Source organism: Flavobacterium sp. LPB0248, from assembly GCF_013388355.1.
GTDB lineage: Bacteria > Bacteroidota > Bacteroidia > Flavobacteriales > Flavobacteriaceae > Flavobacterium.
The window spans coordinates 1,711,793-1,737,928 of sequence record NZ_CP058246.1; the positions used below are offsets into that span (position 1 = coordinate 1,711,793).

Annotated in this window: 28 protein-coding genes and 2 tRNA genes; 12 read left to right on the plus strand and 18 right to left on the minus strand. The window is 32.7% G+C overall.

The genetic code is table 11. The annotated features are described in order from the left end of the window. Window positions 1–19 precede the first annotated feature (19 nt). Complete coding sequence (yihA, locus tag LPB248_RS07080) at window positions 20–640, plus strand: ribosome biogenesis GTP-binding protein YihA/YsxC (protein WP_177210813.1); 621 nt, start codon at window positions 20–22, stop codon at window positions 638–640. A gap of 77 nt (window positions 641–717) precedes the next feature. Here yihA and LPB248_RS07085 read toward each other — a convergent pair whose 3' ends face one another. From LPB248_RS07085 to gldB, 3 genes are all read right to left on the minus strand, one after another. Next, window positions 718–1,374 (minus strand): hypothetical protein, encoded by a 657-nt coding sequence (locus tag LPB248_RS07085; protein WP_177210814.1) that lies wholly within the window; start codon window positions 1,372–1,374, stop codon window positions 718–720. 96 nt (window positions 1,375–1,470) lie between these two features. Further along, window positions 1,471–1,806 carry a gliding motility protein GldC gene (gene gldC, locus LPB248_RS07090; RefSeq protein WP_177210815.1) on the minus strand — a complete coding sequence of 112 codons (336 nt, stop codon included), beginning with the start codon at window positions 1,804–1,806 and terminating at the stop codon, window positions 1,471–1,473. Then, window positions 1,806–2,762, minus strand: a complete 957-nt coding sequence (gene gldB / locus LPB248_RS07095) for a gliding motility lipoprotein GldB (RefSeq protein WP_177210816.1) — start codon at window positions 2,760–2,762, stop codon at window positions 1,806–1,808. Before gldB ends, gldC begins: the two co-directional genes overlap by 1 nt. 99 nt (window positions 2,763–2,861) lie before the next feature. Between gldB and nadE the strand changes: the two genes are divergently transcribed. Further along, window positions 2,862–3,668 (plus strand): NAD(+) synthase, encoded by an 807-nt coding sequence (gene nadE / locus LPB248_RS07100; RefSeq protein ID WP_177210817.1) that lies wholly within the window; start codon window positions 2,862–2,864, stop codon window positions 3,666–3,668. A 92-nt stretch (window positions 3,669–3,760) separates the two neighbouring features. Continuing rightward, window positions 3,761–4,390: a response regulator transcription factor gene (locus LPB248_RS07105; protein WP_008467169.1), complete on the plus strand. Its 630-nt coding sequence runs from the start codon at window positions 3,761–3,763 to the stop codon at window positions 4,388–4,390. A gap of 93 nt (window positions 4,391–4,483) precedes the next feature. Here LPB248_RS07105 and dnaG read toward each other — a convergent pair whose 3' ends face one another. From dnaG to LPB248_RS07125, 4 genes are all read right to left on the minus strand, one after another. After that, window positions 4,484–6,556, minus strand: coding sequence for a DNA primase (dnaG, locus tag LPB248_RS07110; RefSeq protein ID WP_177210818.1), 2,073 nt, complete (start codon window positions 6,554–6,556; stop codon window positions 4,484–4,486). 128 nt (window positions 6,557–6,684) lie between these two features. Next, window positions 6,685–7,713, minus strand: a complete 1,029-nt coding sequence (locus LPB248_RS07115) for a hypothetical protein (RefSeq protein WP_177210819.1) — start codon at window positions 7,711–7,713, stop codon at window positions 6,685–6,687. Between the two features lie 68 nt (window positions 7,714–7,781). Continuing rightward, a complete protein-coding gene (locus tag LPB248_RS07120) occupies window positions 7,782–8,504 on the minus strand; it encodes a hypothetical protein (RefSeq protein ID WP_177210820.1) in 723 nt (240 codons plus the stop codon). Further along, complete coding sequence (locus tag LPB248_RS07125; protein WP_177210821.1) at window positions 8,491–9,051, minus strand: RNA polymerase sigma factor; 561 nt, start codon at window positions 9,049–9,051, stop codon at window positions 8,491–8,493. The genes LPB248_RS07120 and LPB248_RS07125 overlap by 14 nt, the downstream gene beginning before the upstream one ends. A gap of 227 nt (window positions 9,052–9,278) precedes the next feature. Here LPB248_RS07125 and LPB248_RS07130 point away from each other — a divergent pair, with 227 nt between their 5' ends. Then, a complete protein-coding gene (locus LPB248_RS07130) occupies window positions 9,279–9,959 on the plus strand; it encodes a hypothetical protein (RefSeq protein ID WP_177210822.1) in 681 nt (226 codons plus the stop codon). A 52-nt stretch (window positions 9,960–10,011) separates the two neighbouring features. Here LPB248_RS07130 and LPB248_RS07135 read toward each other — a convergent pair whose 3' ends face one another. Continuing rightward, complete coding sequence (locus LPB248_RS07135; RefSeq protein WP_177210823.1) at window positions 10,012–10,989, minus strand: polyprenyl synthetase family protein; 978 nt, start codon at window positions 10,987–10,989, stop codon at window positions 10,012–10,014. Between the two features lie 158 nt (window positions 10,990–11,147). Between LPB248_RS07135 and LPB248_RS07140 the strand changes: the two genes are divergently transcribed. Next, window positions 11,148–12,014, plus strand: coding sequence for a hypothetical protein (locus tag LPB248_RS07140; protein WP_177210824.1), 867 nt, complete (start codon window positions 11,148–11,150; stop codon window positions 12,012–12,014). Between the two features lie 169 nt (window positions 12,015–12,183). Here LPB248_RS07140 and rlmN read toward each other — a convergent pair whose 3' ends face one another. Next, window positions 12,184–13,230 carry a 23S rRNA (adenine(2503)-C(2))-methyltransferase RlmN gene (gene rlmN / locus LPB248_RS07145; protein ID WP_177210825.1) on the minus strand — a complete coding sequence of 349 codons (1,047 nt, stop codon included), beginning with the start codon at window positions 13,228–13,230 and terminating at the stop codon, window positions 12,184–12,186. A gap of 447 nt (window positions 13,231–13,677) precedes the next feature. Here rlmN and LPB248_RS07150 point away from each other — a divergent pair, with 447 nt between their 5' ends. The 6 genes from LPB248_RS07150 (at window position 13,678) to LPB248_RS07175 (ending at window position 18,448) form a co-directional block, all read left to right on the plus strand. Further along, entirely contained in the window at window positions 13,678–14,238 is a 561-nt protein-coding gene (locus LPB248_RS07150; RefSeq protein ID WP_177210826.1) for a YceI family protein, read from the plus strand. Window positions 14,239–14,531: 293 nt separating this feature from the next. Continuing rightward, the gene (locus LPB248_RS07155) at window positions 14,532–15,101 is read left to right on the plus strand and encodes a YceI family protein (protein WP_255463038.1); all 570 of its coding nucleotides are present in this window, start codon (window positions 14,532–14,534) and stop codon (window positions 15,099–15,101) included. Window positions 15,102–15,106: 5 nt separating this feature from the next. Next, window positions 15,107–16,558, plus strand: coding sequence for a hypothetical protein (locus LPB248_RS07160; RefSeq protein WP_177210828.1), 1,452 nt, complete (start codon window positions 15,107–15,109; stop codon window positions 16,556–16,558). A gap of 10 nt (window positions 16,559–16,568) precedes the next feature. Next, on the plus strand, window positions 16,569–17,120 hold the full coding sequence (locus LPB248_RS07165; protein WP_177210829.1) for a hypothetical protein: 552 nt from the start codon (window positions 16,569–16,571) through the stop codon (window positions 17,118–17,120). A gap of 177 nt (window positions 17,121–17,297) precedes the next feature. After that, complete coding sequence (locus LPB248_RS07170; protein ID WP_177210830.1) at window positions 17,298–17,696, plus strand: hypothetical protein; 399 nt, start codon at window positions 17,298–17,300, stop codon at window positions 17,694–17,696. A 110-nt stretch (window positions 17,697–17,806) separates the two neighbouring features. After that, window positions 17,807–18,448, plus strand: coding sequence for an O-methyltransferase (locus LPB248_RS07175; protein ID WP_177210831.1), 642 nt, complete (start codon window positions 17,807–17,809; stop codon window positions 18,446–18,448). Window positions 18,449–18,743: 295 nt separating this feature from the next. On the opposite strand, the gene LPB248_RS07180 is transcribed toward LPB248_RS07175, so the two are convergent. The 7 genes from LPB248_RS07180 to LPB248_RS07210 all read right to left on the minus strand — a co-directional run bounded on the left by LPB248_RS07180 (window position 18,744) and on the right by LPB248_RS07210 (window position 24,848). Continuing rightward, window positions 18,744–19,307, minus strand: coding sequence for a phosphatase PAP2 family protein (locus LPB248_RS07180; protein WP_177210832.1), 564 nt, complete (start codon window positions 19,305–19,307; stop codon window positions 18,744–18,746). Next, window positions 19,307–19,654: a twin-arginine translocase TatA/TatE family subunit gene (locus LPB248_RS07185; RefSeq protein ID WP_111422740.1), complete on the minus strand. Its 348-nt coding sequence runs from the start codon at window positions 19,652–19,654 to the stop codon at window positions 19,307–19,309. Before LPB248_RS07185 ends, LPB248_RS07180 begins: the two co-directional genes overlap by 1 nt. Before the next feature lie 153 nt (window positions 19,655–19,807). Then, window positions 19,808–22,051: a M1 family metallopeptidase gene (locus tag LPB248_RS07190; RefSeq protein ID WP_177210833.1), complete on the minus strand. Its 2,244-nt coding sequence runs from the start codon at window positions 22,049–22,051 to the stop codon at window positions 19,808–19,810. Window positions 22,052–22,117: 66 nt separating this feature from the next. Then, window positions 22,118–22,624 carry a DUF6702 family protein gene (locus tag LPB248_RS07195; protein WP_177210834.1) on the minus strand — a complete coding sequence of 169 codons (507 nt, stop codon included), beginning with the start codon at window positions 22,622–22,624 and terminating at the stop codon, window positions 22,118–22,120. Then, window positions 22,621–23,376 (minus strand): hypothetical protein, encoded by a 756-nt coding sequence (locus LPB248_RS07200; RefSeq protein ID WP_177210835.1) that lies wholly within the window; start codon window positions 23,374–23,376, stop codon window positions 22,621–22,623. The genes LPB248_RS07195 and LPB248_RS07200 overlap by 4 nt, the downstream gene beginning before the upstream one ends. Continuing rightward, window positions 23,366–24,094, minus strand: coding sequence for a carboxypeptidase-like regulatory domain-containing protein (locus LPB248_RS07205; protein WP_177210836.1), 729 nt, complete (start codon window positions 24,092–24,094; stop codon window positions 23,366–23,368). Before LPB248_RS07205 ends, LPB248_RS07200 begins: the two co-directional genes overlap by 11 nt. After that, the gene (locus LPB248_RS07210) at window positions 24,081–24,848 is read right to left on the minus strand and encodes a carboxypeptidase-like regulatory domain-containing protein (protein ID WP_177210837.1); all 768 of its coding nucleotides are present in this window, start codon (window positions 24,846–24,848) and stop codon (window positions 24,081–24,083) included. Before LPB248_RS07210 ends, LPB248_RS07205 begins: the two co-directional genes overlap by 14 nt. Before the next feature lie 163 nt (window positions 24,849–25,011). Here LPB248_RS07210 and pepE point away from each other — a divergent pair, with 163 nt between their 5' ends. Beyond that, entirely contained in the window at window positions 25,012–25,719 is a 708-nt protein-coding gene (gene pepE, locus LPB248_RS07215; RefSeq protein ID WP_177210838.1) for a dipeptidase PepE, read from the plus strand. A 133-nt stretch (window positions 25,720–25,852) separates the two neighbouring features. Here pepE and LPB248_RS07220 read toward each other — a convergent pair. Both LPB248_RS07220 and LPB248_RS07225 read right to left on the minus strand, forming a co-directional pair. Beyond that, window positions 25,853–25,925 (minus strand) — tRNA-Gly (locus LPB248_RS07220). 96 nt (window positions 25,926–26,021) lie between these two features. Further along, window positions 26,022–26,094 (minus strand) — tRNA-Gly (locus LPB248_RS07225). Window positions 26,095–26,136 lie beyond the last annotated feature (42 nt).

Sequence of the window (26,136 nt, forward strand, 5' to 3'; positions counted from 1 at the left end):
GGTTTTAAAACGAAGGAATATGAAAATTAACACCGCCGAATTTATTGTCAGCAATTCTGACGCATCAAAATGTCCAAAGGATTTTTTGCCCGAATATGCCTTTATAGGAAGATCAAACGTAGGTAAGTCATCATTAATCAATATGCTTACCAACAATAAAAACTTAGCCAAAACATCTGGAAAACCGGGAAAAACACAATTAATTAATCACTTTAAAATCAATAACAATTGGTTTTTGGTCGATTTACCTGGTTACGGATACGCTAAAGTTTCAAAGAAAACGAAATCAACTTTTCAGAAGTTCATCACCGATTATTTCGAAACTAGAGAGCAGCTTGTCTGCGCCTTTGTTTTGATTGATATTCGCCACGAAGCGCAAAATATCGACATCGAATTTATGTCTTATATGGGCGAAAGTGAAATTCCGTTCTGCATTATTTTTACTAAAGCAGATAAAATAAGTAAAACGAAAATAGATTCGCATATTGCTGCTTACAAAAAACAGATGTTTGCCAACAACTGGGCTGAAATGCCACAGTATTTTGTTACCTCATCTACTGAATCTATCGGAAAAGAAGAACTTTTGTCTTATATCGATCAAGTAAATCAAGAAGTTTTTAAAAACAACTCGGAATTTTAAAGTTTAAATTCCAGCTTTAAAAATACACAACGGCTTAAATCCCAAATTCCAATTTCAAACTTGGAATTTGGGATTTTTTATTGAAGCTTTCTTTTTGTTGTTCTTCTAAAGTTTAAAGCTTTCCATTCTTTATATATCAAAAATTGATACAGAATATAAAAAAGTGAATTGAAGAACCAGAAATCAAGCACAAATGGTTCTGTAAAAAATACCGAATCACTATTTCCAGATAGAAAAATACTGGCACTGCTTGTTACATAAATAATGAGTCCGTTACAGAAATAGAAATAATTATGCTTATCTTTTTTAAAATTCGAAACAATAAAATAAATTGCATAAAACAAAAGCGGAATTGATGTTATGGCAATTTCTATCAAATTAAACTCCCAATAAAGCGAAGGTTCATTATAATATTGATACCCTAAAAAAAACATCACTGAAACAAACACGATTACCATTATCTGCTTCAACACTTTACTTGAAAAACTTTTATAAAAAAAGAGATTAAGCGTGATAAACTGGAAAATAAAATAATAGTGCGAAAGGAAGAAATTAGAATTAGGATAAAGAAATCCGATAATGTTGCAAAATAATTCTACACCAAACAGCAGCACCAAATAAGCTGTTATAATACGATACAATACATCTCTGTTCTTGCAGGTCACATAAAAGCGTATCGCATTGGCTAGCAAAAAAAACAAACCGATAAGACTTACAAGAAAAGCAAACAGCATATAATTTGATTTATCTAGACAATTTACAATAAAAAACAAAAAATCCCAAAACCAATCTTTGAAATTGGAATTTGGGATTTTTTTATATTGGATTTTCTATTGCTTTGTAAGCTCCAGTTTTTCTGCAAAGTAGTCGCAGAAGTCTTTCATGGTATCAGACATTTTTTCGTCATCTGTTGCACGTTTAAAAGTGTCCGACATAGCGACTAAAGTCTGGTGGAAGAAAATTTTCATTTCGTCTACTGGCATGTCTTTTGTCCACAAATCTATACGCATGGTTTCTTTTGCTTTACTGTCCCAAATTGACAGCATTATTGCTTTTGCTTCCTCTGCTCGAACTCCACCGTCTTGCGCACTCCATGTTAGTTTTTCAGGAACACGGTTTTCGTCCAATTCTATATTAAATTTAATCTCTGAGTTTATATTTGCCATTATTTCTTAGGTTTATATTTTGATTTTTCGAAGATTTCTTTTGGCTCAAGCTTAAACAATTCAGCCAAAGAAACATCACTATTATTTTTCATATAAGAACGTACCATCTGCCAGCCAATCCAAGCTCCCACTCGCCCTGGAGAATCGTTATCTATTTCTAAAAAGAATTTAGAAAAAGGTGCTGGAGCTATAAATCGCGCTCTCAACTTTGGATCTTCACTATAAAGCATTTCATTTTCTATGAAATAACGCCACATATAGGCTTCGTTTTCTTCACACCATTTTATCTGCTCTGGAGTATATCCCATTTTTTCTGCATCTGTATATTCAGGAATCAGCAAATCTTTTGCATAAAGCTGTTTCCCTTCAAAAACCATTTGTGCAACCAAACTCTTATCTATAGAATTTGGAATATTTCGATACGAAAAACTAGAAACTACGTCTGGCATAATTTGTCTTTCTTCAAAGTTCTCTTTTAAGTAATTTGGAAACTCATAAAATTTATGATTTTTTCCTAAATACAATTCTAAAGCTACAACCACAAGACTATCTGCATAAATTGATTTTGCATTATAATCCATTTCTCCTATAACCGTAATTACTTTAGGAATTTTAGTTTTAGGAAAATAATATTTTACGTGCTGAAATAGCTCATTAAACTCTTTGCGAACGGGTTCAAAATTGCTGTATTTTTTCTGAACTTCCTCGTAAACTTCTCTCCAGATCGGATCATTCATTTTCTGAATCCAGACATTATCATCGTTGCCAGGAAAGAAAAACGGGTATTGTTTTTTTATTTTCGGAAGATCTTGCGGTTTAGTCTCAAAAAACACCTTATCAAATCTTTCCACTTTAATATCAACAGGAATTTCTTCTACTTCTTTTTCAACCTTACTTTTTTGATTGCAAGACAAAAAAAACAGGCATAGAACCACTGCAAAGCGATATATTTTCATTTTATTTTAATTAGATTTGTGTTATCAGAATTTTAAGCAGTTGCATACTCAAAATAATTCTGCAAATATACATCCCTGTATCTTAAAACTTAAACTATTATGGCTAAAAAAAGCACAATTCAGACAGAAAAAGTAAATACGCACATTGTAGAGTGGTTAAAAAATTACGCTACTAATGCAAAAGTAAATGGTTTTGTAATTGGAATCTCTGGTGGTGTAGATTCTGCAGTAACTTCAACTTTATGCGCACAGACTGGACTGGACGTTTTATGTGTAGAAATGCCAATTCATCAGGCAGAAAGCCAAGTGACAAGAGGAAGAGAGCATATTGATCAGCTAAAAAAACGTTTCCCAAATGTTTCTGATGTTAAGACCGATTTGACAGAAACTTTTGAATCGTTTAAAAGTGCTGTTCCTTCAACTGAGGATACAGCAAAAGTAAATTTAGCTTTAGCAAACACACGTGCGCGTATTAGAATGACTTCTTTATATTATTTAGCAGGAATTCATGGTTTACTTGTTGCAGGAACAGGAAACAAGGTTGAAGATTTTGGCGTAGGATTTTATACTAAATATGGAGATGGCGGCGTAGATTTAAGTCCGATTGCTGATTTAATGAAATCTGATGTATACGCTTTAGGAGAGTTTTTGCAAATTCCGCAATCCATTTTAACAGCTGCTCCTACTGATGGATTATTTGGAGACAATCGTACTGATGAGGACCAATTAGGCGCAAGTTATGACGAGTTAGAATGGGCGATGTTGGCCGCGGAGTCAGGAAAGACGGCATCTGACTTTGAAGGGAGAGAAAAATCTGTCTTTGAAATTTATAAACGATTAAACACCAGCAACAAGCATAAAATGGATCCAATTCCGGTTTGTTTAATACCAAAAACGTTAAAATAATACATTTTAACATTCTCTGCGAGTTATTACAGAATTTATTTATTAATTTTACCGTTCCAAAAACATGAACAATTCTAAAAAAGGTAAAAATTATGATTAAAGTATGTCTAGCAGACAATCATCCTGTGACGCACTTTGGCGTTAAGTCTTATTTTAAAGACCACGATCAAATTTCAATTGTTGCCAACGTAGGCAATTTTTCAATGGTTAGAGATATCCTTCAAACTAAGGAAATCGATATTCTAATCTTAGACTTAGAGTTAGAAGGTCTTTCTAGTATCTTCGAAATCAAATCAATCCTGAAAAATTTCCCAAAAACAAAAATTGTTATTTTCAGTGATCTTGCTGAGCAAATGTACGCTCCAAACGCAATTAAAGCAGGAGTTTCTGGGTATGTACACAAAACAGAAAAACTTGAAACATTAGGTCATTCTATTATTAAAGTACACGAAGGAAAAATCATCATCAACGAAACAGTACGTAAAAACATGGCACTTATTGCTAAACAAAGCAAAAGTGAGCGTTTGTACAGAAAACTTTCTAACCGCGAAATCGAGGTTTTACGCTACTTAAGTGATGGTAAGAAAAACAATGAAATCTCTAAAATCTTAAATCTGAACGAAAAAACGATCAGTACCTACAAACTGAGATTATTAACTAAATTGAATGTTACTAATTTAGTTGACTTAGTAAACAAAGCGAAGACTTTAGAAATTATTTAATTCAGATCGACTAACTTAAAAATTTAAGTAATCGAAAATTTATAAAAACTCTATCTTTTTTGATTTATCAAATTAGATAGAGTTTTTCTCTTTTTAATGATAAGGCACCACTACACGCCCAAGTTTCTTCGAAAAATTATTCAGCAGCTTAGAATAATCTATCACCATGCTTAAAATTTCTGAATTGTCTTCTTGCGGATTGGTTAAAATAGAATTCTTTAATTCTGCTATGATTGCAGACACCAAATACCATCGCATAGCAAATATGGTCTCAGAAACATTCTGCTCAATCGTTTCACTTTTTTGTTTTGGAAAAATATTCTGCCCTTCCCAATTATGAATGGTCAGCCTTTCGTCTTCCATTAAAATATTGGTAACTTCCTGAGCAAATTCAGGCTCTAAATGCATTAAATATTTATCTAAACTAAAAGTTTGATTCTGATTATAAAAATCAATAATATTAGTGTAAATATTTTTAAATAAAACATTCGACAGCTCTATCTCATCTTCCTGCAGACTTAGATATATTTTTTCGAATACTTTATATTGTCTTTTTTCTGAAACTTCTTTTACATTTCCTTCTTCATCTGCTTTCAAGAATACATCTTCAAAATCTTCAACGACGCTTCCATACAAAAGTAGAACTTCAATGACTTTCCTTTCAAAACCATATAAAATATCAACTTTTTGAGTTTGTTGTGGCGGATAATTTCCGGGATCTCCAGGATAATCGTAACCTTCTGGCGGTCCTGTTCTTGGATCTTCTGGATCTCCTCCTGAAAACGTACCTGCTTGCGGAGGTTGGTTTCTAACTACTTCAAAAGGCTTTTGTTCCTGCTTTTGCTTTTTATTGGCTTCGGCAATATCTTTCTGGATCAGCTGCGCCAAAGTACTTGTTAGAACTTGCTCAGAAATATCCATAATTCGAGCACATTCCTGAATATATACTTCTCGCTGAATACGATCTGGTATTTTAGAAATACTCGCTACCATGTCACGAATTAGATCTGCTTTTTTAATTGGGTCGTTTTTAGCTTCGCCCATTAAGATCGAAGCCTTAAACTGTATAAAATCTTTACTGTTATTTTCTAAGTAAGCAACTAAATCATCATGCGAATTTTTACGGGCAAAACTGTCGGGATCTTCTCCATCAGGAAACGAACAAACTCGGACGTTCATTCCTTCTTCCAGAATTAAATCGATTCCTCGAATAGAAGCACGCAAACCCGCAGCATCTCCATCAAAAAGAACGGTGATATTTCGCGTCAGACGATTGATCAAACGAATCTGATCTGGCGTTAAAGCTGTTCCAGACGAAGCTACAACATTCTCTATTCCGGCTTGACTGAACTGAATCACATCGGTATAACCTTCAACCAAATAACAATTATTCTGTTTGGCTATAGATTGTTTTGCGTGATAAATTCCGTAAAGGACTTTACTTTTATGGTAAATGTCGCTTTCTGGTGAATTCAGATATTTTGCTGCTTTTTTATCATTGGTTAAAATACGCCCTCCAAAACCTAAAACACGGCCCGACATACTTTGAATTGGAAACATTACGCGTCCTTTAAATCGGTCAAAGGGGCGATCTTCTCTTGGAATTGTTAAACCTGTACTTTCTAAAAATTCTAATTTGTATCCTTTTCCTAAGGCTTCTTTAGTCAAAGCATCCCAAGTTTCTGGAGAATATCCTAGATTGAATTTTTTAATGGTTTCATTGGTAAATCCTCTTTCTTTAAAATAAGATAAACCAATCGCTTTTCCTTCTTCAGAATTAACCAAAACATCCTGAAAATATTTGGCTGCAAACTCAGAAACCAGATACATACTTTCACGAATATCTGTATTTGCTTTTTCTGCTTCTGTCTGTTCGGTTTCTTCAATTTCGATATTGTATTTTTTGGCTAAATATCGAATGGCTTCTGGATAGGTAAATTGTGAGTGCTCCATTAAAAATTTAACAGAATTCCCTCCTTTTCCAGTACTAAAATCTTTCCAGATTCCTTTTGCAGGCGACACCATGAACGAAGGCGAACGCTCATCTGAGAATGGACTCAAACCTTTAAAATTACTTCCTGCGCGTTTTAAATTGACAAAATCGCCGATAACCTCCTCTACTCGAGCAGTTTCAAAAACAGAGTCAATGGTGCTTTGTGAAATCAAAGTGTATTAAATTTTAAAAGTTGAGAGCTAGCAAAAATACGCAAATCTTGTTGGACTTTTAATCATTTTAAACCAAAAAAAGCATCTTGTTTAAGATGCTTTTTTAACTAACTAAACGACCAATACTTTTAGTTTAAATCTACGCGAAGTCCTAACGAAATGTTATTCTCTTTTACTAGATTATTCTGAAATAATGGGTTTAAATCATACTTAAAATATAAACTCAACTCTCGATAACCGATATACGAACTCAAACCATAAATAAAATTATTTACATTGTAATCGCCTTTTATAGTGGTTTTGTATTTTAAGTCTTCTTCTTCAAATTTTAAGATCTGTTTTGATTTCACGTTAATTCCTGCATAGCCTCCAATTCCGAAACGAAAACTTTTATGAGTTTTAAAATACGTTTTTCCGTTACTTTCTATAGGTCTGGTAAAATCAAACTCTAAATGCACTGGTGCAACCAAATACACATTTCTAAAACGAGATTCGGTTAAATGAACCTGATTTTCTACAAGATTAGTCTGTTCTCCATCTACAACAAAACTTCTGTTATCTGTCGGACGAATATTATTATACATTAACGATAGTCCGTATTTGGCATGAAGCAGATTATCATTTTTCATCAGCCTCGAATTATATGTAAATCCCCATTCGTAAAAATGTGATCCCATAAATTTATAATTTGAATCCTGAAGCTTTCCATCGACCATCATATTATTTAATCCCATTGCAAATACAAACTGCGATGTTGTTCTTTTTTCGCCATGAATAGAATCTTTATGCTGTTTGTATGACTTCCAACGAATCATATACACTTTTGCAGAATCTTCTTTTATTTTTCCGTCTACTTTTTTCTGCACAAGATCATTTAACTCGTTCTGAGCTAGAGTCACTTTTTCTTCGATAATTACAGCTCTTGCTTCTGCCAATTCTTTTTTACGCTTGTCCGCTTGCTCTTGTGTAATTTTCCCTTCAGATAATTGAACATTTATTGCTTCGACTTCTTCTTTCAAAGCTTCTTTCTCCTCTTTTGTAATTTTCTCAATTTTATTGGCAATTCTTTTTGCCTCCGATTCAAAGGTTTCCTGTCCCATTACTTTACTCACCAAAAGGAAAAAGAAAAGAATGAAATAAATGGTAAAATTTTTCATGATTGATTGTTTTTTAAATGATTGAATATTTGATTGATGATGATTCTTTAATTATGAATTGTAAATTCTTACTCTTGCTGATTTCTATTAGACAAAGCGACTTTAACTTCTTGAAGATTTTTGTTGACTTTTGTGATTACTTTTTCTCTAAACGAAAGTTCCAATTCGCCATCTACCTGATTAAGTAAATCGTTGGCATTGATTTTTACTTTTGCTTTTTTTGTCTGATTTTGAGCTACAACTTTATTTTCAGCTGTTTCTAATAATTGATCAACATTTTCTTTTTTTGATGTTTCAGCAATTTGATTTTGATTGTTTGAAGATTGCTCTTCCTGATTGTTTTTGATGATGATTGAAGACTCCGCTATTTGGCTTGATTTATTTTTATTGATTTTATTCGAAACTTGATTATTTACCTTTTCTTGTTTATTTGTTTTTTGCTTTGAAGTCTTATCAGAAATGGCCACTTCGGTCCTAACTGAATCTTTATCATTCAAAATTGGTTCGGCAGTATCTTTCTCAATTTCCTTCTCGACAACTATAGATTTTGGCACTTCAATTGATTTTTTATTTTGATTGAAAAACAAAGTTCCAACCAATAAAAATCCAATGAAACTCGCTGCGATATATAGCCATTTTCTTTTTGATTTTTTAGAATTAAGTTTAATCGGCTCTTTTTCTTCTGCTACAGTCAACATCGCATCCAATCGATCCCATGCCTTACTGCTGGGATCAATTTTTCTCTCATTTAGCTTTTCACGGAAATCCTTTTCAAAATTATTCGGTTCCATTATCTTGTTTTTTTAAAATAGTAATTTGTGTTTGCAGCATTTTTCTTGCGTGCGATAATTGCGATTTCGATGTTCCTTCATTAATTCCTAACATCTTGGCAATTTCATTGTGTTTATAACCTTCGATTGCATATAAATTGAAAACCATTTTGTAACCGTCTGGTAAAGCATCTATTAAATACTGAATCTGTTCTACGGTAAACTGGCTGTCGATTTCATTAAAACTTTCTTCAACAAAAAATTCATCTTCGGCAAATTTTACTTTTTTCTGCACTCTTAGATAAGAAATGCATTCGTTAACCATAATTCGGCGAATCCAGCCTTCAAAACTTCCTTTGTGCTCAAAGTTTTTGAGATTCATAAATACTTTCATGAAAGCTGTTATCATTACATCTTCTGCAAGCTGAATGTCTTTAATATATTGACGACAAACACTTAACATTTTAGAAGAAAACTTGCTATAAATCTGCTGCTGTGCCTGACGATTGTTCTCGACAGCCAGCTTTATGATTTTGGTTTCTTCTTGATGCAATGCAATAATTTTCATTAATAAGCTTTTCGGTTTTTGGTTTTAGAAACAGACTTCTATTAGCATAGACGATTGTCGATTTGAAATGGTTGCATGAGAGGCAAAAAAAACAGGATTAGCTTTTCCTTACTCACTGTAAACTTAAGTATAACTTAGGCTGAAGCATTAAAATAAAGAAGAAATGTTTTTCAAAAAAAAAAATCTTTTTATATTTTTATAAGAAAAACATCCCCTAAAAATAATAGATGAGCTTTAGCGAAAGAAAATTTCAATTTTACCTTGTTTTTGGTAATGAGAATGAAAATAATGAGCCGTGGAAAGAGGAACAATGGAAAAATATCTACGAACCTTCATTTAAACAAATTTTAAACTTTTCAACTTATTTTGATAAAACCGGTTTAAGAGTATTAGAATATTCGAAGAAAAATAAAGAAGACCAATACTTCTCCGTCGAAAAATTAGGAAAATTGACATGGAATGATAAATCGCATGAAAAATGGGTTCTTAAAACAAATGACAACAGAAAATTTACACATTTTGCATCTTGGACGCCAACTTGGACCATTTGCGAAAAAATAGTTAATTCTCCAGATATTTATATTTCAATCTCTAATGAAACCCCTTTAACTAATGAATCTGATAGTCAAAATAGAGGTTTTAGTTTCTTAATTATAATTGGCATTGCAGTAGATTTAGACATAAATTGTACCGAAATTATTCAGTCTTTATCTCAAAAAATAAATGCCAAAAGAGCTGTTTTTAACATTCGCTCATGGGGAAAAGGTAAACATGACGAAGCTGAAACTTGGCAATTTATAAACTCTATTCAAGACACGATTAGTTACGGAATCTACAAAACAGAAAATATACACGAAGTACCTTTTAATGATTTACAGTTTGAACCTTATTGGGAGGTAGTTCATTAAAATCGAAGTATAAATTATCAAAAAATGATTTATTTTTAAGATAAATTAAAAGTTATTTCTTTCTCTCAATAACATAATTCACCATTAAAGTCAGCGCATCTTTATACTCAGAATCATCAAAGTTTTGAAGTAATGCAAGTGCTTCTTGCTGGAATTGCACCATTTTGTTTTCGGCGTAAGCCAAACCATTGTTATTTTTTACAAAGGCAATTACTTCTTTTACGCGTTTTTTGTCTTTGTTGTGGTTTTTGATGGAGTTTATCAGCCACTTTTTTTCTTGTTCAGTACAAGTATTTAAAACGTGAATTAAAGGCAAAGTCATTTTTTGCTCTTTAATATCTATTCCGGTTGGTTTTCCGATGGCTTCTTCGCTATAATCAAATAAATCATCTTTGATCTGGAAAGCCATTCCGATTAACTCACCGAACTTACGCATGTTTTCTACCTGTACATCATCTTCGATTACGGCTTTCGCGCCAAGCGCACAACAAGCGGCAATAAGCGTTGCGGTTTTCTTTCTGATGATTTCGTAATAAACATCTTCGGTAATATCGAGTCTTCTTGCTTTTTCTATCTGAAGCAATTCTCCTTCGCTCATTTCGCGAACGGCAACAGAAATGATTCTTAATAAATCGAAATCACCATTATCAATAGAAAGCAGTAAGCCTTTAGACAATAAATAATCTCCAACTAAAACAGCAATTTTATTTTTCCAAAGTGCATTGATTGAGAAAAATCCGCGACGTCGATTACTATCATCAACAACGTCATCATGTACTAAAGTTGCGGTATGAATAAGCTCAATTACAGAAGCTCCACGATACGTTCTTTCGTTTACGGTACCGCCTGAAACCATTTTTGCAGTAAGAAAAACAAACATCGGACGCATTTGTTTTCCTTTACGGTTTACGATATAATAAGTGATTCTGTTTAATAACGCAACCTTTGAAGTCATCGACTCATGGAACTTTTTTTCGAAAAGTTCCATCTCGTTAAAAATAGGCTGCTTTATTTGAGACGTAATATTCATTTAGACTCCAAATATACTATTTTAAATAAAAATACGTTGTGTATTTTAGGTTACGATTGTAATATTTTATGTCGAAACCTAAAAATACCCTCCAAAAATAGCTCTAACTAATACTGATTTGAATTCATTAACTTAAAAGAACCCAAAATTATTATTTTATGAAAACAAAGCTTTTATTAATTAGTACTTTTATTACTATGTCTTTTTTCGTCAGCTGTAATTCTGATGAAAAAACAAATGACGGATCGGGATCGACAGCAGCGATTACCAACGATGAGATTATAACCAACTCTAAAATCGATGCCTCTGTAGAGGATGTTACTAATATTGCGGAAGACCAATTTAGCTCTCAGCTCAACATAAATTCAAAACCAGGCGGACCTATAAAAAATTATCTTCCAAGCTGTGCCACAATTACAACTGTTTTAACCAATAATACTTGGACAAAAACAGTAGATTTTGGTGCTGAAGGATGCACTTTGAATAACGGTAATACAGTAAAAGGAAAAATGGTCGTTTCTTTTTCGAATGATTTTACTTCTTCCACACAAACGATCAGTTACACTTTTGAAGGATTTTATCATAATGGCAAAAAAATTCAGGGAAGCAAAAGTATTGTCAGAACAATTAAAGAAACCAATTTATTGGTAACGCCGCACCCAGTATCAACAGCGGCTATAGATTTAACGATTACTTTTGATGACGGAAAGGTTTATGCTAGAAAAGGAACTCTGATAAAAGAAATGACTTCTGGCTATGATACATGGTTTGATTGGGATGATAATGTATTTGTTGTTACCGGAAGCGGTTCTACTACTTTTCCTAACGGCGATACTTTCTCGGCCGAAATTACAACTCCATTAGAGTTTGATGCATCTTGCAGAAAATCTTTTGCCGTAAAAGGAATTGTTTCTATTACTAAAAATGGCGCTTCGGCAATTATAGATTATGGAAATGGAGAATGCGATACTCTTGCCAAAGTAACAAAAGATGGTGTTACTGAAGAAGTTGATTTGAAAAAATAAGTATCCTTTTTGCCCAAGAAAAAAGCATTAAAAACAAGAATTATTTCTCGTTTTTAATGCTTTTTTTATCGTTTAAAACCGATCAAATGTCCCTATGGGACATAATTATCATTATGAATATTTTTTTTCTACCAACGAGATATTCCTAACGGAATATTTTTTGCAAATATTATTCTGCTTCTTTATTTGCCAATTGTCCACAAGCAGCGTCGATGTCTTTTCCTCGGCTTCTTCTCACTTTTACAACTACCCCGATATTTTCTAAAGCTTTTATGTAAGCCATAATCGATTCTTCAGAAGCTTGTTGGAATTCGCCATCATCAATCGGATTATATTCTATCAAATTGACTTTACAAGGCACATATTTACAGAATTTAACCAAAGCATCAACTGAAGCTTTATCATCGTTAATTCCTTTCCAAACTACATACTCGTAAGATATTTTGCTCTTTGTTTTTCTATACCAATATTCTAATGCTTCTCGTAGATCTTTTAAAGGAAAGTTTTTACTGAAAGGCATAATGCGCGCACGAGTTTCGTCTATTGCTGAGTGTAAAGAAACTGCTAGTTTAAACTTCACATCGTCGTCAGCCATTTTTTTGATCATTTTCGGAATTCCTGATGTCGAAACCATAATTCGCTTCGGAGACATTCCCAATCCCTCTTCAGAAGTAATCATGTCAATTGCTTTAATGACATTATTATAATTCATTAAAGGTTCTCCCATTCCCATGAAAACGATATTTGAAAGCGGATGATTGTAATACAGACGACTTTCTTTATCTATAGCCAGAACTTGATCATAAATTTCTCCAGGTTCAAGATTACGCATTCTTTTTAACCTTGCCGTTGCACAGAAATTACAGTCTAAACTACAGCCAACCTGACTAGATACGCAGGCGGTTGTTCTAGTTTCTGTCGGAATTAAAACAGATTCAACTACAAGTCCATCGTGAAGTCGCACAGCATTTTTTACAGTTCCATCACTGCTTTTCTGCATTGTGTCAACCTTAATATGATTGATCACAAAATTGTTCTCAAGCATAGATCTTGTAGCTTTAGCTACATTTGTCATATCTTCAAAACTGTGTGCACCTTTGCTCCACAACCATTCATAAACCTGATTTCCACGAAAAGCTTTATCTCCATTTTCAACAAAAAAATCGCGAAGCTGTTCTTTTGATAAGGCTCGTATGTCTTTTTTCTCCATTTGCATGCTGCAAAGTTAATCACTTTTGTCATTTTTTTTTTTGTTTTTACATTCATTCTTGGTTAAACCTCAAAAAAACAGCCTGAAAACCACTTTTATTTCCAATATTTTCTAATAGTTACATTCTTATGCTTCTTTTTTTCTTGATTTTTCCCAAAAAAGATGAGTCTAAAAAAAGAATCTGGCATTTCATTCCAAAAAACACAACAAACTAAAAAACAATCAATTACAAGTACACATTCTTTTCAAAATTTTACAATCCCAGCAGCAATAAGGCTTTACAGTCTTTACTATACCACTTTAATAAAAATCTTGCCATGATTTTTATCATTTCGTCTTCTTCTCGCGCGCGATAATTTTGGTCTAAGAAATAAGGATAGCTTTTTATTCATGAACCACTAACTGAATTTTTAAGACCTCCTTGTTTAAATGATTAACCTATACTTTATCAACATGAAAACAATTCAATCCATTTTACTGACAGTAATTTTTACAACATTTTCATTTCATTCAAATGCACAAAGAATATATACTGTAAATGCAAATTCCACTTTTGAAGTAGCAGGAACATCTACAGTACACGATTGGGTAATGAAATCTACCGAAGGAACAGGAAGCGCCAGCTTAATAATTAAAGATTCTAAACTTGCTGGCATAAATAGTCTAACTGTTTCCTTATTGGCAGAAAGTTTAAAAAGCTACAAAGCAAGCATGGACAAGGTCGCTTATGAAGCGATGGATACTGAAACACACAAAAACATTGAATATGTTTTAAAATCTGCCGAAAAAATTGATGATACAACTTGGAATCTAACCGGAGTTTACACTATTGCTGGAGTAAGCAAAGAATATAAAACCCAAGTAAAAGTAACCGCAAGTAAAGGAGGTTTCGTTCTGCAAGGTTCTAATCAGATCACCTTTGGCGATTTTGAAATGACTCCTCCTAAAGCTGCTTTGGGAGTTGTAAAAGCAGGGAAAGATCTAACTGTAATCTTCAATATTATTCTAAGCTAAATCGTGATGTTAAAAAACGCTCTTTTTTAACATTTTATCTCTTCGAATTAAATGTTAAAAAATAGGAATTTAATAATATCAACACCCTCTTTTTGCTTTAATGGCCGATTCTCCAAAAAATGAAAACGTTGTAGTTATTAAATACCCATTTAATAAAATTTTAACAATGATTTTTATCATGTATTAAGCTGATTTATAAAGGGATCTTTGATACAAGTTAAAACAACATTCTTAGTACTAAATTAAAACAGGCCGATTATTAACTTTTTTTTTACGATAAAAACATGACAAAAATGAAAACAAATACACTAAAACTTTTAGCCCTTGTAACAGTATTTTTAGGATTCAGCTCATTAGCAACAGCCCAAAAATCATACACTTTAGATAGCAAATCAACTTTTTCTGTTGCAGGTACTTCTACCCTTCATGATTGGGAAATGAAATCAGCTTCTGGAACTGGAACGGCATCTTTAAATATTGCTAACGGAAAACTAACAGACATCGAAGCTTTAACCATAACTCTTTTAGCAGAAAGCATTAAAAGCGAGAAAAAAAGTATGGATAAAGTTGCTTATGAAACATTAAAAACAGACAAAAACAAAAACATTAAATATGTTCTTAAATCTGCCGAAAAAGTAAACGAAACAACTTGGGAACTAACTGGGACTTACACCATCGCGGGAGTTAGCAAAGCTTACAAAACTACTGTAAAAACTACTGTTACCGCAAATGGACTAAATCTTCAGGGAAGCAACAAGATCACCTTTACAGATTTCGGAATGAAATCTCCAACAGCAATGTTAGGAACAATAAAAACAGGTCAAGACCTGACTATAAAATTTAATATAAACTTTAATTTATAAACGCCATGAAGAAAATTTATATTCTATTCGTTACATTGATCAGCACATTTGCTGTTCAGGCACAAGTTAGTTTTGGAAACATGCAAAATCAAATCTCTAGAGGAAAAGACGGTATCAACGTTTTCGACGTTCAAAAAGATACTAGAGAATTTAAAGGTCTTAGTATTGATCTTGGTGGTGCTTTCAACATGGATTTCCAAGCAACAAATTCATTCAACAATCAACCGGCTAACATTACGACTACAACTACAACAGCCACTGGGACTACCACTAGAACAATTTCAGGATATCGTTTAATGAATACCGAAAACAATTTTACTCTTCCTGCTGCTGATATGTATATTGGTGCTCAATTGTTTGATGGAGTAAGAGTGAATTTAGATGTTTATTTAGCTTCAAGACATCACAATGATTCTTATGTAAAAGGTGGATATTTACAAATTGACAAGTTAGATTTCATCAAAAAAGACTTCTTAGCTGATGTAATGAAATATGCTACAATTAAAATTGGACAAATGGAGAACAATTTTGGTGATGCTCACTTCAGAGGTTCTGATAATGGTAATACAATCAAAAATGCATTTGTTGGAAACAACATTATGTATTCTTTCACTACAGAAATGGGTATGGAGGTTTACTATAACAGAAATGGATTGGTAAGTATGTTAGGTGTTACAAATGGTAATTTAAATCAAAGTAACGAAGAAGTTTTTTATCCTTCTGGCCCAAACGCCAATACAACACACAGCCCTTCAATCTTAGCTAAATTGGGTTATGATAAACAGCTTAATGAAGATTTGAGAGTAAGAATAACAGGTTCTTATTACCATAATGCTAATCTTGGTAATGCCAATATCTATTCTGCTAATAGATCAGGATTTGGTTATTGGGGTATCTTGAATAATAACGCTTATAAAAATACGATTACTAAGACAGATGCTAGTGGTACTGTTATTTCTACAACTACTACTGACGTACCAACTAGTTTCAATAAAACATCTACTCCAGAAGCTACCTTCAATCCTAATTTCAAAAATTGGGCTACAACATACATGATTAACCCTTTTGTGAAATATAAAGGACTTGAATTCTTCGGAACAATCGAATTAGCTTCAGGAGGAGATAAGGCTGGTTCTGACGATAAACGTACTGCTAATCAATATGCTTCAGAGCTTATTTACAGATTTGGAGGAACTGAACAGTTCTATATCGGAGGAAAATACAATACAGTATCTGGAAAATTATCTAATGCCGATGCTAAAAAGGTTAGTGTAGATAAATTTGAAGCTAGTGCTGGTTGGTTTATGACTAAAAACATTTTAGCTAAACTAAACTACGTGAATCAAAAATATAAAGATTACTCACAATTTACAGGAGATCCTGCTACTGGAAATCTAAACAACTTTTATGGTGGTAAATTTGAAGGTTTAGTATTCGAAGCAACAATTGCTTTCTAATATAAAAAAAATGAAAACGAGATTTCAAATATTAATAATGGGTTTAGCATTGTTCTTTTTACTAGGAAGTGCTAAACCCACTTTTTTCGCAGAAGATAACGCTGTGGTAATTAATAAAATTAAAATAGAAATCACAGGACTATCTACAGTTGGCAAATATAATTGCTCTAATACCTTTGCTACAAAGGATACTGTTTATGTAAACTCCGTTAAAAAAAACACTTTTAATACCGACATTAAAATGTCAAACTTTGATTGTGGCAATAAGATACTGACGAAAGATTTGCAAGGAACAGTAAAAGTCAAACAATTCCCAAACAGTACTGTCTCTATCAGCGACATAAAACCAATGGGAAAAAATTACAAATGCAGACTAAACTTTTTCATAACCGATAAAACTCTTAAATACAAAGATTTCGTACTATACAATACTGATGATAAAATTCAAGGAACACTTAGTTTAAAATTCTCTGATATTGAAATGGAACCGCCCGTAAAAATGGCCGGATTGATTAAAGTAAAAGATGATATTGTAATTAATTTCAGTTTATATAAAAACTAATTTTTTTCTGCTAAAAAAAAATTAATGCCCAACAGCATAATTTCAAAATTTTGGCACAAGAATTGTCTAGCTCTTAAAAGAAAAATAATCTTACAAAGAGCTCAATCATTTTAAAATTTGTAATTTTATTTTCAGCCATTTAACCTTTAAGTTTTATCAACCTAAAAAAATGTAATTATGAAAAAACAAATTTTAAGTTTAGCTATTGTTGCCTTATTAGCATTTGCTGTTCAGTCATGCGAGAAAAAAGAAAATAAACCTGCAGAAGATGAATTAACACTAGGCAACAAAGTTGATTCTCTAACAACAGATATCAAAGAAGTAAAAGACAGCGCTGTAAGCAAAGCAGAAAGTGCCGCTACAAAAGCTAAAGACGCTACAGAAAATGCAGCAAATGATGTAAAAGATGCTACTAAAAAAGCCGCTAATGATGTTGAAAACGCTGCAAAAAAAACAGCGACTGATGTAAAAGACGCTACTAAAAAAGGAGCTGAAAAAGTAGAAAATGCTGCGAAAGCTGCAAAAGACGGAACTGTAAAAACAGCAAAAGATGTAGATGCGGCTTTGAAAAAATAAACTTCATCTAAATCCTAACAGAAACCATTCGTAAAACGAATGGTTTTTTTATGCCCAATCGCAAGCAGATATTTTTGTATTTTTGTCTTCAAATTACAAGATACTTCAACATGCATTTTATATCTCAAGAACTAGAAGATTACATCGAACAGCATTCTGAAAACGAACCAGAATTGTTAGCAAAACTTAATAAAGAAACTTATCAAAAAATACTTTTACCAAGAATGCTTAGCGGGCATTTTCAAGGCCGTGTTTTAAGCATGCTCTCAAAATTGATTCGTCCGGTTAATATTCTTGAAATTGGAACTTACACTGGCTACGCCGCATTGTGCTTATGCGAAGGAATGCAAGAAAATGGTCAATTACACACCATTGATATTAAAGAAGAATTAATTGATTTTCAGCGAAAATATTTTGATGCATCACCTTGGGGAGCACAAATTTTTCAGCATTTAGGTGAAGCAGTAAACATTATTCCTGATTTAGACTTAAAATTTGATTTGGTTTTTATTGATGCTGATAAAGAAAACTACTTGAATTATTGGGAAATGATTGTTCCAAAAATGAACAAAGGAGGTATTATTTTATCGGACAATGTTTTGTGGAGCGGAAAAATTCTGGAACCAGTTCATCCTAATGATATTAGCACAAAAGTCCTTTTAGAATACAATCAGCTTTTGAAAGATGATCCGAGAGTAGAGACGGTTTTATTACCAATTCGCGATGGATTGACGGTTTCGAGAGTATTATAATTTTTTGAGCCTCTAAGGTTCTGAGGTGCTAAGATTCTAAGTTCTTTTTAAAGATGCTAAGACGCTAAGGTTCTGAGATTCTAAGTTTTTAAACTAAAAATATACTATTGGGTTGCCTCCAGCTTTAGCTGGAGGAACATAATTTAAAATGAAAGGCTTTAGCCAAATTAAGTAATCTTAATTTAGCTAAAGCCTTTTTATTCGCTCATAAAAAAACCTCCAGCTAAAGCTGGAGGCAATTAATATATAAACCTTAGTATCTTAGTATCTCAGAACCTTAGCATCTTAAAAAAATCTATCCGGGAAAATACTGTGGCTTTAACTTTCTATAAACTAAATAAAGTAAAAATCCGAAAAGTGCTCCAAAGAAATATCCAGTAAGAATATCACCTGGATAATGCAATCCTAAATAAATTCGGCTGTAAGCAAAGATTAAAGGCCATAGAAATATTAACCCGAAATATTTGAAATAGCGCTTTAAAATCAAAAATAAGAAAGTTGCAACAGCCATTGTGTTAGCCGCATGTCCTGAGAAAAAGCTATATGATTTTCTAACCTGAACAACTCTAATAATAGAGTTTACTTCCGGATCATTACATGGTCGCAAACGCTGGAAAGTATGTTTGAATAAATTACAAGTCTGATCTGTAAAAGCAATCAGAACCGCAATAAAAAGCAATAAATATAAAGTTTGTTTACCGCCTATTTTTTTATAAATAAGATAGAAAAGGAATAAGAAAAATGGCGTCCAGTACAACTGATTAGTAATAATAAGCCATAATCTATCGTATGTTTCAGAACCTAATCCGTTAAGAAAGATTAAAAGATCTTTATCTAATTCCTGTATTTTTTCAAGCATTACATTTGGCGTTTAATAGGTCCAGAAAGAGTGTCAATATCTTCTTTTACTTTTTCGATTTCAGTTGCGGTATCTCCTAAAAGATTTCCTGTATCACCTAGTAAATTCGATTTTGCATTATTGATTTCTGCGTTGATATTTCCAGTAATATCATTCAGAGATTTTGCATCAAGACCATTAGCCTCTGCTCCTTTCTGAATTTCGCTTTTAATATCATTAGTTGCATTTTTTAATTGAGCCATAGCTTTTCCCATTGTACGTGCGATTTCTGGCACTTTATCAGAACCAAAAAGCATAAGCACTATAAATAATATAAAAACTAATTCTCCTCCTCCTATACCAAACATAACTTTTAATTTTGTAGTCGCAAAGATATTAAATTTTGCAGCTTAGAGTTTTAAAATTAACTTAAAAAGTCCTTGAAAATGCATTTAATTAAAATAAAAAAGCTCATCAAGCTTTTATAAACCTGATGAGCTTCTCATTCATTTTTTATTTTCTTAGTCAAATTTTGACTTTGTTTCTACTTTTGGCCAAGAGTTATTGGTTACATCAATATCTGCTGTCATCAATTGAGGATCAATTTGAATACTCTTAATTGCTTTTGTTGTAGCATAAACTTTTCTCGCTGTATCATTACTTTTTCTCCAGATTTGAGCTGGGTATTTGTAATTGTCTTTAGAGCCATCTTCGTAAGTAATCTCAACTAAAATCGGCATAATCATTCCGCCTGGTTTATTGAATTCTACTTCATAGAAATATTTCGGAGATTTAATACTAGCTTTTTCTTCAGCTGTAAAAGTCTGATCTACATAATCTGCCAAAGGTTTAAAATCTTCTACTTTTAAAGCTTTTTTCTTAGAATCGCTTACTTCTGCATTATCTCCAGAAACTAAGTAAACAAAAGGTCCTTTTTCGTATCCAAAACGTCCTTTTCTAACTTTTACATCTTTAATATCTGCAGTTGGAGTATCTGAAACGTAATATTGTTTTACATCTTTAATTCCGATATCTACGAAATCTGTTGAGTAGAACCAACCTCTCCAGAACCAATCCAAATCTACTGCAGAAGCATCTTCCATTGTTCTAAAGAAATCTTCTGGGGTTGGGTGTTTAAACTTCCATCTGTTTGCATACGTTCTGAATGCGTGATCGAATAATTCTCTTCCCATAACTACTTCTCTCAAAATATTAAGACCTGTAGCTGGTTTTCCGTAGGCATTATTTCCAAATTGGTGAATTGTTTCTGAATTCGACATAATTGGCTCTAAAAACTTTTGGTCACCACTCATGTAAGGAACAATATTTTTTGCAGGCCCTCTTCTTGAAGGGAAATTTGGATCTAATTCCTGTTCTGCCAAATATTCTAAAAATGAGTTCAAACCTTCATCCATCCAAGTCCACTGGCGCTCGTCAGAGTTTACAATCATTGGAAAGAAAGTATGTCCAACTTCGTGGATAATTACACCAATCATTCCGTTTTTAACTTCTCTGCTTGTTACACCATTTTCGTCAGGACGACCATAGTTCCAACAAATCATTGGATATTCCATACCTTGATCTTCTGCAGAAACAGAAACTGCTTTTGGGTAAGGATAATCAAAAGTATGAGAAGAATAGCTTTTTAAAGTATGCGCCACAACCATTGTAGAAGTTTCTCCCCAAAGCGGATTTGCTTCTTTTGGATAAACAGATTCTGCCATAACAGTTCTGTTTCCAATTTTCACAGCCATTGCATCGTAAATGAATTTTCTTGAAGAAGCAATTCCGAAATCACGAACATTTTTAGCACTGAATTTCCAAGTTTTTTTCTTTTCAGAAAAACCTTTTTCAGCTGCTTCTGCTTCTGCCTGTGTTACAATAACAACAGGTTTGTCAAATGATTTTTGTGCTTGTTCGTATCTTTTTACTTGTTCAGCAGTAAACACTTCGCTTCTGTTCATTAATTCACCAGTTGCGTCGATTACGTGATCTGCAGGTACTGTAATATTTACGTCAAAATTTCCAAATGGAAGCGCAAACTCTCCGCTTCCCCAGAACTGCATATTCTGCCATCCTTCAACATCATTATAAACTGCCATTCTTGGATAGAATTGTGCAATTACATATAATTTATTACCGTCTTTCTCAAATAATTCATATCCTGAACGACCACCTTCTTTTCTATAATTATTGATATTGTACCACCATTTAATAGAGAATGAAATTTTTTCTCCTGGTTTTAATGGCGAAGTCAAATTAATACGCATCATGGTTTCGTTGATCGTATAAGACATTGGACTTCCTTTAGCATCTTTAACTTGCTCAATATTAAAACCGCGCTCTAAATCTTTTTTCAAATATTTAGAAGAAAAACCATCAAGTGGCAAAACTTGACTAATCTTATCACTTTCTGCTAATGAGGTCTGCGTATTTGCTTTTGCCTGATTTTGATCTAACTGCACCCATAAATACTCCAAACTATCTGGTGAGTTATTTGTATAGGTAATGGTTTCTGATCCGCTTAATTTTGAATTTTTATCATCCAATTCAACATCAATTTTGTAATCTGCTTGCTGTTGGTAGTAAGCTGGCCCCGGTGCTCCAGAAGCCGTACGAAACATATTTGGAGTTGCCAACAAATCGTACATCTGGCTAAACTTGTTCGTATCATACTTTCCCTGTTGTTTAGCAGGTGTGGTTGTTGCTTTATCCTGAGCTACTAATATTGCAGGAAAAAGTAATAATAATGAAAGTTTTTTCATAAAATTTTAATGGTAATTTCTTTAGGCTGTGAAAATAGTAATTAAAACATTAATTTTGTCAATACATTAATATTTTAACAATTCTTTCCTTGAAGATTCTGTAAAAAGAACACTTCTTTTAGTATCAAATGCTGAAATATGTGTAATGTTTTGCTGCTCTGAATTCCAATCGACTAAAATAGTATTTGAAATCTCAAGCGTTTTAAATTTATCTATATCCTTAATTCTAGAATAACAAACCAAAACATCATCTGCTTCAACTTCTTTAGATAAAAAAGTTATCACTTTTGATTGCCCATTTACTTTAATCAGAAAGTGTTCTGACAAATATTTTTTCAATAATTCAACATCTGCCGGAGTTTCTTTGCTTGTACCAACAAATGTCTTTTTGTGATACTTTTTCTCCATTGCATTATTCAAATCATCAATAAAAATGCGGGAAGTAATTTGCAGCATTTTCTTTTCTGCCGCATAATTTACCTGAAAAACACCAACATAAAATTTGTGAAAAGCAAATGCTGAAGACAGTACAAATAAAACTCCCAGCAAAGGGAAAACTAACTTTTTTTTCATTTTTGATTAGCCTCGGCTTTCTTAAACTCTTTATTCTTATTAATCATAAAATCCATTAACTGAAACTTCTGATCTGGATCTACCATTTCTTTAGAATGCGGATCGTTTGAGCAATACATCAAGAAAAGCTCTACTTCGTCATCTTTAAGATTAAGTGTTTTAGAATAAAAATCTTTTGTAAAATTATCTTTAGCATATTCCACAAAAGCAATATCTGTAATTTCTTCTTCTTTTACTTCGTCTTTTTTACTTAAAAGTTTTTTGACGTCCTTAAAGATTCGAACAAAATCGGTTCCATATTTTATGGTCTGATCAGAAAGCATGGCATTATTTTTTGCAGTAGACTGGTTGTCGTCTTCAAACTGCATGTCCACATATTTCTGAGAACCGCCCTGCAGCGCTTTTACCTTTAATTCTTTATGAACTACAACTTCCTTAAGCTGATTATTAACCAAATCCAGCTTTACTTTTAAAAGAACCTCATCACAATCTTTTTCCGATAAAACAACTTTTTTTGATTGAAAGGTCAAGCCAGAGAATAGCAAAGTATCTTTTGGTTGCGCAACAATATCAAACAAACCACCAGAACCAATAAATGTCCTAGTATTAGCATTAATATTCATTACATAACCACTTTCTATGGCTAAAAAATCATTAATAACCTGACCGTGTAATGGTTTTCTAAAACCGTTTTGTCCTAATACAAATTGACAAAATAAGCAGACAACGAGTACTCCTAATTTATTTTTCATTTTCGAGAATTGTTAGATATTTTCTTGCTAGATCTGTGATTAAAAACATACTCATTGTTTTGTTTTTAGTATTCAAAGATACAGCAAAATCAGCATCATCCATACAAAATAATTGAAATCCTTTAATATCATCTACAGGAATTTTCAATCGATCGGTGTAATAATTCTCCTCAAAAAGATATTCTAACTTTCTAAAAAGCATTTCTTTTTTCTCTACATTCACTTCTTTTTTCAGCATTGCAGTTCGTCCCGAAATTGCATTTAAAAGCTTATCTACTGATGTTGAAGTTGCTGTATAAACCTTTCGTTCTGCAGGCGTATATTTTTTCTGCCCGTATGGAATAATTCCTAAATTTTCAGCAGTTATATTCGCATTTTCATTTACAACAACCTCCTTCAACTCAACCTCTTTAACTTCCATTTTTACGACTAATGTATTCGGATATAAGTCTTCCACTGTAATTCTGCGCTTTTGCGGTTCTAGATTTACTGCAGAAAAAACCAAAACATCACCTTCTTTAGCCATCAATAAAAAATTACCTTCAGAATCAGAAACTGTTGCCGCTTGAGTTGTATTATTTATAATATTAACCCCTTCAATCGGAGTAGAGTGCTCTACCACTTTTCCAACCAATTGTCTGAGATCATTTTTTTGTCCAAACGTAAACTGAACAAAAAACAAAAGAATATTTATTGATATGATTTTATTTATTTTCACTAGCAATCATTTCTTTATATTTTACAGCTAATTCCCCTAAAAGAAATTCTGTCGAAGTTTTATTTTTAGAATTTAAAATGACCGTAAACTTATCATTTTCGATAGCGTAATATTCAAACCCTTTTACATAATCTGCTGGAATCTTTAAACGGTCAACAAAGTGCTCCAAACTAAACATATTCTCCAAAAGCCTCATAAAAAATTCCTTTTTCTCTACCGCAACTTCTTTTTTAAGCATAGCCGTTCTACCCGAGAAAAAATTCAGCAATGGATCTGCAGAAATAGAACCTCCTGCCATTGTTCCTCCATTTGCTGTCGCATTTAGCGCCGTTGCTGTTTGCAATTTGCGTTCGGCTGCAGTGTATTTCTTTTGCCCAGAAGGAATTATACCTAAATTTTCAGCATTAATATTATCATATCGTTTAACCACAACCTCTTGCAATTGATACATAATCATATTAAGATTGACAGAAAAATTCAGATTTGAAAAATCTTCTTGCTTCAATAAAACTCTTTTTTCTTTAAAACTTATCGAAGAAAAAACCAGAACATCATCTGGTTTTGCAGAAATCGAAAAAGACCCCAAAGCATTTGTTGTCACAGTTTCTTCTGTTTGCGCATTGATTACATGAATTCCTTCTAAATCTGAAGTATTTGAAACCACTTTACCGTTAAAAATAGAGCGATCCTGACTTTGTGACCAGCAAGCCTGCCCTGCTACAATAATTAAAAAACAAGTAATTTTCTGAAACAAAATAAAATAATTTAAAAATATTCTTAAAACGGTAAAAATATCCTAAGTCGTTCCAAATTTAATATTAATGACTTGGTAAAAATTTGTTAATTAAAACATTAATAATTCACACAAAAACAGAGATTTTAATATCTTTAACAAACAAATTTTGAGTCTAAAAATCATGAAAAGCATTATCATTGCAAGCACTTCTACTTTACACGGAGGCAATTACTTAGAATATATTTTACCTACTTTAAAAACGCATTTTAAAAACTGTAAAACAATCTTATTTATTCCGTATGCGCGCCCAAGCGGTATTTCACATGACGAGTATACAAAAAAAGCAGCAGAAGCTTTTAACACAATCAATATCAATATTAAAGGAATTCATGAATTTGAAAATCCACAAGACGCTGTAAAAAATGCCGAAGGAATCTTCACAGGCGGAGGAAATACTTTTTTGCTGGTTACTCAGCTTTATAAAAATAATATTATGCAGTTACTATCTGAAACCGTAAAAAGTGGCACTCCTTATCTAGGATCTAGCGCAGGAAGCAATATCTGCGGTTTGTCAATGCAGACTACAAACGACATGCCTATTATTTATCCTCCAAGTTTTCAGACATTAGGATTAATTCCTTTCAACTTAAATCCGCATTATCTGGATGCCGATTTACAATCTAAACACATGGGAGAGACCCGCGAAACAAGAATTAAAGAATTTCATGCATTTAATTCGATTCCTGTTTTAGGTTTAAGAGAAGGAAGCTGGCTAGAAGTAAAAGGTGAAAAAATCACTTTAAAAGGAGATTTGTCTGCCCGTTTGTTCAAACAAAATGAGATTCCAACGGAATTAGAAACAGAAAGCGACTTAAGCAATCTGAAATAATTTTAAAACCATATAAGTCATATAAGTTTATTAAAACCTAAGCTCAAAAACTTACCTCAACTTAAATCACTTATATGGTTTTAAAAAGAATAAAAAACAAAAAAGCCTCAAACAATGTTTGAGGCTTTTGAAGAGCGAAAGACGAGGCTCGAACTCGCGACAACCAGCTTGGAAGGCTGGAGCTCTACCAACTGAGCTACTTTCGCATTAATCGGGTGCAAACTTAAAAAATTTAATTTTTAAAACAAAATAAAAATCAAAAAAAATTTATTTTCACATAAGTAAAACGTGTTTACTTTTAGAGCGAAAGACGAGGCTCGAACTCGCGACAACCAGCTTGGAAGGCTGGAGCTCTACCAACTGAGCTACTTTCGCATTGGTTGTGCAAATATAGAAAGAAAGTTCAGTTCAAAACAA

Excerpts from the sequence above, each read along its gene's own strand:
- yihA (WP_177210813.1), top strand. The coding sequence starts at position 20 with ATGAAAATTAACACCGCCGAATTTATTGTCAGCAATTCTGACGCATCA.
- LPB248_RS07085 (WP_177210814.1), bottom strand. The coding sequence starts at position 1,374 with ATGCTGTTTGCTTTTCTTGTAAGTCTTATCGGTTTGTTTTTTTTGCTA.
- gldC (WP_177210815.1), bottom strand. The coding sequence starts at position 1,806 with ATGGCAAATATAAACTCAGAGATTAAATTTAATATAGAATTGGACGAA.
- gldB (WP_177210816.1), bottom strand. The coding sequence starts at position 2,762 with ATGAAAATATATCGCTTTGCAGTGGTTCTATGCCTGTTTTTTTTGTCT.
- nadE (WP_177210817.1), top strand. The coding sequence starts at position 2,862 with ATGGCTAAAAAAAGCACAATTCAGACAGAAAAAGTAAATACGCACATT.
- LPB248_RS07105 (WP_008467169.1), top strand. The coding sequence starts at position 3,761 with ATGATTAAAGTATGTCTAGCAGACAATCATCCTGTGACGCACTTTGGC.
- LPB248_RS07115 (WP_177210819.1), bottom strand. The coding sequence starts at position 7,713 with ATGAAAAATTTTACCATTTATTTCATTCTTTTCTTTTTCCTTTTGGTG.
- LPB248_RS07120 (WP_177210820.1), bottom strand. The coding sequence starts at position 8,504 with ATGGAACCGAATAATTTTGAAAAGGATTTCCGTGAAAAGCTAAATGAG.
- LPB248_RS07125 (WP_177210821.1), bottom strand. The coding sequence starts at position 9,051 with ATGAAAATTATTGCATTGCATCAAGAAGAAACCAAAATCATAAAGCTG.
- LPB248_RS07130 (WP_177210822.1), top strand. The coding sequence starts at position 9,279 with ATGAGCTTTAGCGAAAGAAAATTTCAATTTTACCTTGTTTTTGGTAAT.
- LPB248_RS07135 (WP_177210823.1), bottom strand. The coding sequence starts at position 10,989 with ATGAATATTACGTCTCAAATAAAGCAGCCTATTTTTAACGAGATGGAA.
- LPB248_RS07140 (WP_177210824.1), top strand. The coding sequence starts at position 11,148 with ATGAAAACAAAGCTTTTATTAATTAGTACTTTTATTACTATGTCTTTT.
- rlmN (WP_177210825.1), bottom strand. The coding sequence starts at position 13,230 with ATGCAAATGGAGAAAAAAGACATACGAGCCTTATCAAAAGAACAGCTT.
- LPB248_RS07150 (WP_177210826.1), top strand. The coding sequence starts at position 13,678 with ATGAAAACAATTCAATCCATTTTACTGACAGTAATTTTTACAACATTT.
- LPB248_RS07155 (WP_255463038.1), top strand. The coding sequence starts at position 14,532 with ATGAAAACAAATACACTAAAACTTTTAGCCCTTGTAACAGTATTTTTA.
- LPB248_RS07160 (WP_177210828.1), top strand. The coding sequence starts at position 15,107 with ATGAAGAAAATTTATATTCTATTCGTTACATTGATCAGCACATTTGCT.
- LPB248_RS07165 (WP_177210829.1), top strand. The coding sequence starts at position 16,569 with ATGAAAACGAGATTTCAAATATTAATAATGGGTTTAGCATTGTTCTTT.
- LPB248_RS07170 (WP_177210830.1), top strand. The coding sequence starts at position 17,298 with ATGAAAAAACAAATTTTAAGTTTAGCTATTGTTGCCTTATTAGCATTT.
- LPB248_RS07175 (WP_177210831.1), top strand. The coding sequence starts at position 17,807 with ATGCATTTTATATCTCAAGAACTAGAAGATTACATCGAACAGCATTCT.
- LPB248_RS07180 (WP_177210832.1), bottom strand. The coding sequence starts at position 19,307 with ATGCTTGAAAAAATACAGGAATTAGATAAAGATCTTTTAATCTTTCTT.
- LPB248_RS07185 (WP_111422740.1), bottom strand. The coding sequence starts at position 19,654 with ATGTTTGGTATAGGAGGAGGAGAATTAGTTTTTATATTATTTATAGTG.
- LPB248_RS07190 (WP_177210833.1), bottom strand. The coding sequence starts at position 22,051 with ATGAAAAAACTTTCATTATTATTACTTTTTCCTGCAATATTAGTAGCT.
- LPB248_RS07195 (WP_177210834.1), bottom strand. The coding sequence starts at position 22,624 with ATGAAAAAAAAGTTAGTTTTCCCTTTGCTGGGAGTTTTATTTGTACTG.
- LPB248_RS07200 (WP_177210835.1), bottom strand. The coding sequence starts at position 23,376 with ATGAAAAATAAATTAGGAGTACTCGTTGTCTGCTTATTTTGTCAATTT.
- pepE (WP_177210838.1), top strand. The coding sequence starts at position 25,012 with ATGAAAAGCATTATCATTGCAAGCACTTCTACTTTACACGGAGGCAAT.